Origin of the sequence: Holospora curviuscula (genome assembly GCF_002930195.1) — a bacterium.
GTDB classification, from domain to species: domain Bacteria; phylum Pseudomonadota; class Alphaproteobacteria; order Holosporales; family Holosporaceae; genus Holospora; species Holospora curviuscula.
In genome coordinates this window covers 21,935-27,934 of the sequence record NZ_PHHC01000108.1, presented here as the reverse complement: position 1 = coordinate 27,934, position 6,000 = coordinate 21,935, and the positions used below count along the sequence as shown (strand labels likewise).

Annotated in this window: 6 protein-coding genes and 1 pseudogene; 2 read left to right on the top strand and 5 right to left on the bottom strand. The window is 38.6% G+C overall.

What is annotated here, in order from left to right; genetic code table 11:
• Positions 1-93 precede the first annotated feature (93 nt).
• The 3 genes and pseudogenes from HCUR_RS09245 to HCUR_RS10280 form a co-directional block, all read right to left on the bottom strand.
• Positions 94-255: a hypothetical protein gene (locus tag HCUR_RS09245; RefSeq protein WP_207760947.1), complete on the bottom strand. Its 162-nt coding sequence runs from the start codon at positions 253-255 to the stop codon at positions 94-96.
• A 53-nt stretch (positions 256-308) separates the two neighbouring features.
• Positions 309-476, bottom strand: a complete 168-nt coding sequence (locus HCUR_RS10285; protein WP_423751897.1) for a hypothetical protein — start codon at positions 474-476, stop codon at positions 309-311.
• Positions 477-707: 231 nt separating this feature from the next.
• Positions 708-1,411, bottom strand: a pseudogene (locus HCUR_RS10280) (IS5 family transposase).
• A gap of 314 nt (positions 1,412-1,725) precedes the next feature.
• On the opposite strand from HCUR_RS10280, the gene HCUR_RS05760 reads away from it, so the two are divergent.
• Positions 1,726-3,234, top strand: coding sequence for an NAD(P)(+) transhydrogenase (Re/Si-specific) subunit beta (locus HCUR_RS05760; protein WP_104207150.1), 1,509 nt, complete (start codon positions 1,726-1,728; stop codon positions 3,232-3,234).
• Positions 3,198-4,697 (top strand): potassium transporter TrkG, encoded by a 1,500-nt coding sequence (locus HCUR_RS05755; RefSeq protein ID WP_165780801.1) that lies wholly within the window; start codon positions 3,198-3,200, stop codon positions 4,695-4,697. Before HCUR_RS05760 ends, HCUR_RS05755 begins: the two co-directional genes overlap by 37 nt.
• 291 nt (positions 4,698-4,988) lie before the next feature.
• Here HCUR_RS05755 and HCUR_RS05750 read toward each other — a convergent pair whose 3' ends face one another.
• Positions 4,989-5,222, bottom strand: a complete 234-nt coding sequence (locus HCUR_RS05750; RefSeq protein WP_104207148.1) for a hypothetical protein — start codon at positions 5,220-5,222, stop codon at positions 4,989-4,991.
• Between the two features lie 556 nt (positions 5,223-5,778).
• Positions 5,779-5,958 (bottom strand): hypothetical protein, encoded by a 180-nt coding sequence (locus tag HCUR_RS05745; protein ID WP_104207147.1) that lies wholly within the window; start codon positions 5,956-5,958, stop codon positions 5,779-5,781.
• Positions 5,959-6,000: the final 42 nt, after the last annotated feature.

Genomic DNA, 6,000 nt, shown 5'->3' with positions numbered 1-6,000 from the left:
AGCGGAAATAACGCATCGATGGAGCAATTTCAGGAATCTTTAGCCTAATCCCATTGGTTCTCAATAGGCTTAAGGCCAGAAGAATACGGAAGATCAATCAAGGAAAACATGACCAGTGCTTTCTCTCATCGGCTGCCTATCTTTTCTCTTGTGGAAAGAAGCATTGTTCATGACACTACCCCTTTTGTTTTTCCCCCCATCATGAATCCCACAACAACGCCTTCCCTTCCAAGAATAGTTGTGTTTCTGGGGCATATTCTGGGACTTTTCGCTAAGTAAGCCATTGATTTTCCGTTTTTTCTCGTGCCTCAATCCTTGGGCAGAACATAGATCTTTTTTCTAGATCTGTTCTCGCAGGATAGAGTATTGTTTTTATAGGTCACGCCTAAAGGCTTTGGTGCATAGTGAATACCAGACTCGCTAATCCCTAATTTTTCGCCGCTTTCTCGACGATCGCTATCTGGAAACTGCTCTATATTATTTCTTAAACTGTCTTTGCTCAGGTTTTTTCAAGGCTGATTCCTGGTGCTTTGAGGCTGTAATTTCTTGCTCCATCTGAATATTGCTGCTCTCGATATCCTAAATCTATCCGAAACTTCACTCTATGAAAGTTCTGCTTTAGCGTTTATTTTCAATACTTCTTTTCTACAATCTACTGAATATGTCCGATCTATTAAGGATTGTCGACATTTGAGTTTACTTTAGTATTATGAGTGATGTAGCAAAATGAAGGAAAGAAAAGTCTGTGTAAATTTATCATATCTGGGTGTAATGCGCCTGAAATAGGTTAACGTGTTGAACATTGGCTCGACTAGATTTTCCTCATGGATTGTGGGGGGGGTGACGGCTTTGTTGCTGCCAGTATAATGGACAGTGTTATCGACATCATAGCCTTTATCCGCCAATAGCGTTTTAAAGTCAAAATTCTCCATTAAATCAAGAGCTTTTGTATAATCAGAGCACTCACCAGGCGATAGAATCAATCTGATGGGGGTGCCTAAAGCATCCCATGCAGCTGGATTTTCGTGTTAAAACTGCCTTCTGAGTGCATCAGAGCTTGTTCTTGTGTACCATTACTGTATTTTTTTCTGGCGCCCGCGACGTGTTGATGGGCGCCAATCATTGTGGAATCAGTTGTGATCCATTGCTATCAGCATCTGCTGCAAGGGTATTGAAGATGATTTGCCGTACACCGGCTTTGGACCATCGTATCAAGCGTTTGTGAGCTCTCGATTATTTCCCGTAAGATTCTGGAAAGGCATGCCAAGCTGCACCCTTGCGGGCAATCCACATCACAGGATTGATAAATTTCTGGTTATCGTGTTACCAGCACGTCCTGAATCTCCTTCTTTCCCAGGAAAACTTTTTTTATTCCTTCCCATTGGTCTTCTCGTATTCCTTGCAATCTTATCTCCTATTGTAGCTAAATAAATACCTTAATCTCACAACAGTTCATTATAAATATCGACATACTCTAGATGTCGTGTTATCACTCTTTATATGTATTCCTCTTATCATGCAAATTTTTGAATAGCGTTAATATGTTCTTGAAAACTGGGTACTTCAAGTGTGGGATGCAGTAATAATGCAGTCTAAAAAGTGTACTCTAAACTGTGTTTTGAACGTTTAGTAGAAAATTATTCTTGCAAATTCTCAAAAAATAATCAACAATATCCCAGTATTGTTTTAGTATATGGGGTTTACCTTAACTCCAAAAGGTCAGCCATGAACACTAGCCAAAATTACTTTTGGGATAATTTTCGTCCTTTAAAAACTTCTGTTTTGTGCGGAGTAGTGTGGGGCATAAGTTTAGGAATAGTTATATTTTTCCCCTCCTTACATGCTGTGTTAGCGTTAGGTTGGATTCTTTTGGCCTTTGAGTCACTCACGTCTTTTAAGCTTGCCCGCTACTGTGCGTTTGCAGGAAAAATTGGAATGATGTGTGCTATTTTTTCTTATGGGGGGGATTTTTTAAAACATCATTATGCATCTTTTACTTCGGTAAGTGGGCACACACTCCACTGGACTAGCTACGGGATATATTTTGCCATGATCTTAGGAAGCCTTTCAGGATTTATCCTTGCAAAGCGTACTTCTATGACTTCCCTTCCACAATTAATGGCTTTATTTCATGGCTTGGTGGGACTTGGCGCTGCCAGCATCAGTGTGGTATTAGCAAAAATTCATATTCAAACTTTGTGTGTCATTCCTCTTTCAGTATTTATAGAAATCCTTTCAGGAGGCGTGATCGGTGCGATTACTTGTACAGGATCAGTATTTGCTGTGTTGCGTCTCCAAAATATCATCCGTTATCGTCCTTCTTTAAAAATATTTTTGGGGATGTTTTTTTTGGCGCTAGGGGCATCCCTGGCAAGTGCTGGATGGTTTATTCAGGTTCCTTCTATTGTTTCATTGATTGTTAGTATTGTCGTGTCTAGCAGTTTGGGAGTACTGATGATTCTTCCAGTGGCGGGAGCAGATATGCCTCTTGTGATTTCTTTATTAAATTCGTGTTCAGGATGGGCCTGTGTTTCGTTGGGGCTTTATGCAAATCATCCTCTCCTTGTAGTGGTGGGGTCCATTGTATGGTTTTCTGGCGGAGTATTAACTTTTGTGATGTGTAAAGGAATGAATCGTTCTTTGATGCGCGTGTTTACAGGAAGTTTTTATCAACAAAGTCAAGCAAAAGCAACCGTGATGCTTCCTGTTCAGTCTATTTCTGGGGAAGAGGCGGCTTTTTTTCTAAAATCTGCAGAGCGCGTAGTAATTATTCCAGGCTACGGCGCTGCAGTGGCTCAAGCTCAGCGTCCTTTGCAGGAACTAGCCCTCTTATTAAAAGCAAATCATTGTGATGTAAAATATGGGATACACCCTGTGGCGGGGCGTATGCCTGGTCATATGGATATTTTGTTGGCTCAGGCTAACGTATCTTTGGAGGATATGCTGGAATTAGAAGAGGCTAATCGTCAATTGCCAGATACCGATGTAGTACTCATTATCGGTGCTAACGATACGGTGAATCCTGCTGCGGAAAAGGATCCTTCTGTAGAAATTTACGGTATGCCTATTTTTCAGACATATCGTGCAAAAAAAGTTCTTTTTATTAAACGTTCTATGAATCCAGGATATTCCGGGATTGATAACCCATTATGTTATCTTCAAAACACCTATATGGTATTCGGAGATGGAAAAAAAGTATGCGAAGATATTTTAAAAGCGTTCTCTCTACTATAGAACAGATTCTTGCCTATCAAATTCCTTGGAAAAATTACGAGAAAAGTTTGTGGGTTATATCTTCTATAAGTTGGATGTTAATTTTATTGTCTGCCTGCTTTTTTTTAATATTCACGTTCTTTTATTTTTATAATCAAAAAGAAATACTAGAAATTTTTCCAGTATGTGGTTCAGGGTGTCTGTTTCTAGGTGGGCTTGGAGTACTCGCCTTTCCTTCCCCCCGTCTCTCTGGAATTTGTGCTGGGGAAAAAGCGTTGACCACACTTTTTATATGGGGAATTGTAGCGGTTATTATAAGCATTCCGATTTACGTTCATTCCCCTAAAAAAGAATTTTCTGCTGCACTTTTTGAAGGTGTGTCCTGCTTGACCACCACAGGGATCTCCTTAATTTCTGAAAAAGCGCCGCTTCCTGCTATGATAGAATTTTGGCGTGTATTTGTTCAGTGGATGGGAGGTATTGGGATTGTACTATTAAGTTTTACTCTTATTCCCGCACTAAAATTAAATTCTAATCTCATTGTATTTAGTGAATTTTCTCAGCGTCTTCAAAAAACTACTCCAAGAACTCAAACTGTGGCTATGCATATTATTTCTTTGTATCTAGGCGTAACCTTAGTATTAACACTCTTGTTATGGATGGCTGGAGCGTTACCTTTTCAAACGTGTCTTCATTACAGTATGTCTTGTATTTCCACTGGCGGAATTCAATCTTATCATTACCCCCTCACAACACTCTCTCTTTATGAAAAAATCATTTTAATAAGTGGAATGATTTTAGGAGCTCTTCCTTTTTTAGGACTGCTTCAAGGCATATTTTGTCCTAAAACTTTTTTCAAAGATACACAAATTCGAGGATATTTTATATTATGTGGAATAAGCGTATTTGTTATCTCTACCCACCGTCACCTAACGTTTGATTACTTATTTAACGTTATCTCCTGTATAACGTCTACAGGCTTTCCCTGTGCTACTGCTTTGAACAGTATTTCTTCCTTGTGGTGTCTGTTCCTGATACTGCTAGGAGGATGTAGTGGATCTAGCGCAGGAGGATTCAAGTTATTTCGCATACAATTGTTGTATTATATTAGTAAAAATAAAATTTTGAAAACATTTCGTCCCAAGCATTTGGCTTCTGTGTATTATAACGGAGAACCCGTTCAACAAGAAGACGTCGCGTTATTACTGACGAGCGTTTTCCTCTATGGTGCTGGGTATATTGGGGTAACTTTTGCGTTTTCTGTTCTTGGCTATACACCCAAAATTGCATGTTTGTTAAGTTGTGGGCTTATTACAAATTCTGGAGGAGCCGCCCATTCTATCAGTACTTACATTGAAAATTTTTCTTTTATAGAACAATGGATCAGTATATGTAGTATGTTATTGGGACGATTAGAGGCAGTGATGATATTGGGAATATTATCGATTGTGTTTAAAATAAGGCGTGGTATGCAATTTATTTGATATTTTAACAAAAATTTTTAATGCTCTAACACGCTTAACGTGCAATAAAAAGACTATGAATCATGCAAATTCCTTATGATGCATTTCCGTATTTTCTTGTCAAATGGGCTTTTTTGCATAAGCATTCTTGAACAAAGAGTTTATCTTTCTCCCAAAGGTTTAAACAGTGGGTTAAATCCTTGGTATGCCTAACGTTGTGAAGATGTGAAAAATTGTTGGCTTCAAAAAGGCTGCTTTAGCCTGATAATTAAAAATTCGGGACTGTAAAGTGCTTAAAAATACTATTTCCGCTTAATACTTAGGGAGCTCTATAAGGAGACCTTGATTCTGCTTTTCAATGCCTGTGGGCTTCGTCTTAGATTTATCGTGAGTACGTTGTAAGACCATACAATCCAGCGTATCTTTACCTGCACGATAAGTTTTAGAATGTTTCACGGCTTCCCGCCTTAAAAAAAAAGAGGCATGACGCCTCACTAACACACCTTTTTTCAGAACAACCTCACTCCCTTTATTTCGTGCGCTCATGCTTTGATATGGCAGAATTTTTATGAACCCAGCCTAAGTATCTCTTTTTTAGTCACTGCTATAGGTCTAAGTCTTAAAAAGTCACTATGCTTCTTGTTCGCTGTTTTTTGGAGTTTTATTGGTGGACTTTTCTCCACTCGCGCGCTTACTATTCAGTGATTTAGAATTCAGGGAAAGAAGCGGAAGATTTTTAACAAACACTCTAGGGCTAAATGTTTTAAAAGCGTCTGCATAAAACTCAAGAATTTGGCGTAATAACCGGAACCTAAAATGAATTTAATGAAACTATGGGGATAGATCGATTTTTCCCGGGTTAAGGCGTTGTATGCGTATTATGTCAAACCAAACGCTAATTTTTTCATGATTTTTCAAAACATCACTGTATTCTTCTGCGTTCCTTATTTTTATCGGGTCTGTGGAAGCCACCTTAACGGGCCTGGCTAATGGGGAAAACTTCGAGGATATAGACGTTCTTCGTTGATTTTTGTTGGATATTTTTTCTCTTCACGGCTATTTTTTGATACATGCTTTCCATGTCATTACCGTGTACAACACCTCATACAGCAGCATTATATGTAATCTTTCTAATCATCCATAAAACTCCGTATAATCCATCTATAGCTTTTCTTTCTGTCTCGCACTTACCGCTTAATCCCCCCTTAGGCTTAAAGAGTATCATTCCAAATAAACGATGAACTGTCTTAGATATTGCCAGGATACGTCGATTTATTTCCACCTCTCTTTAATCTAATAAAATAATCAATCTAATAAAAAGTCT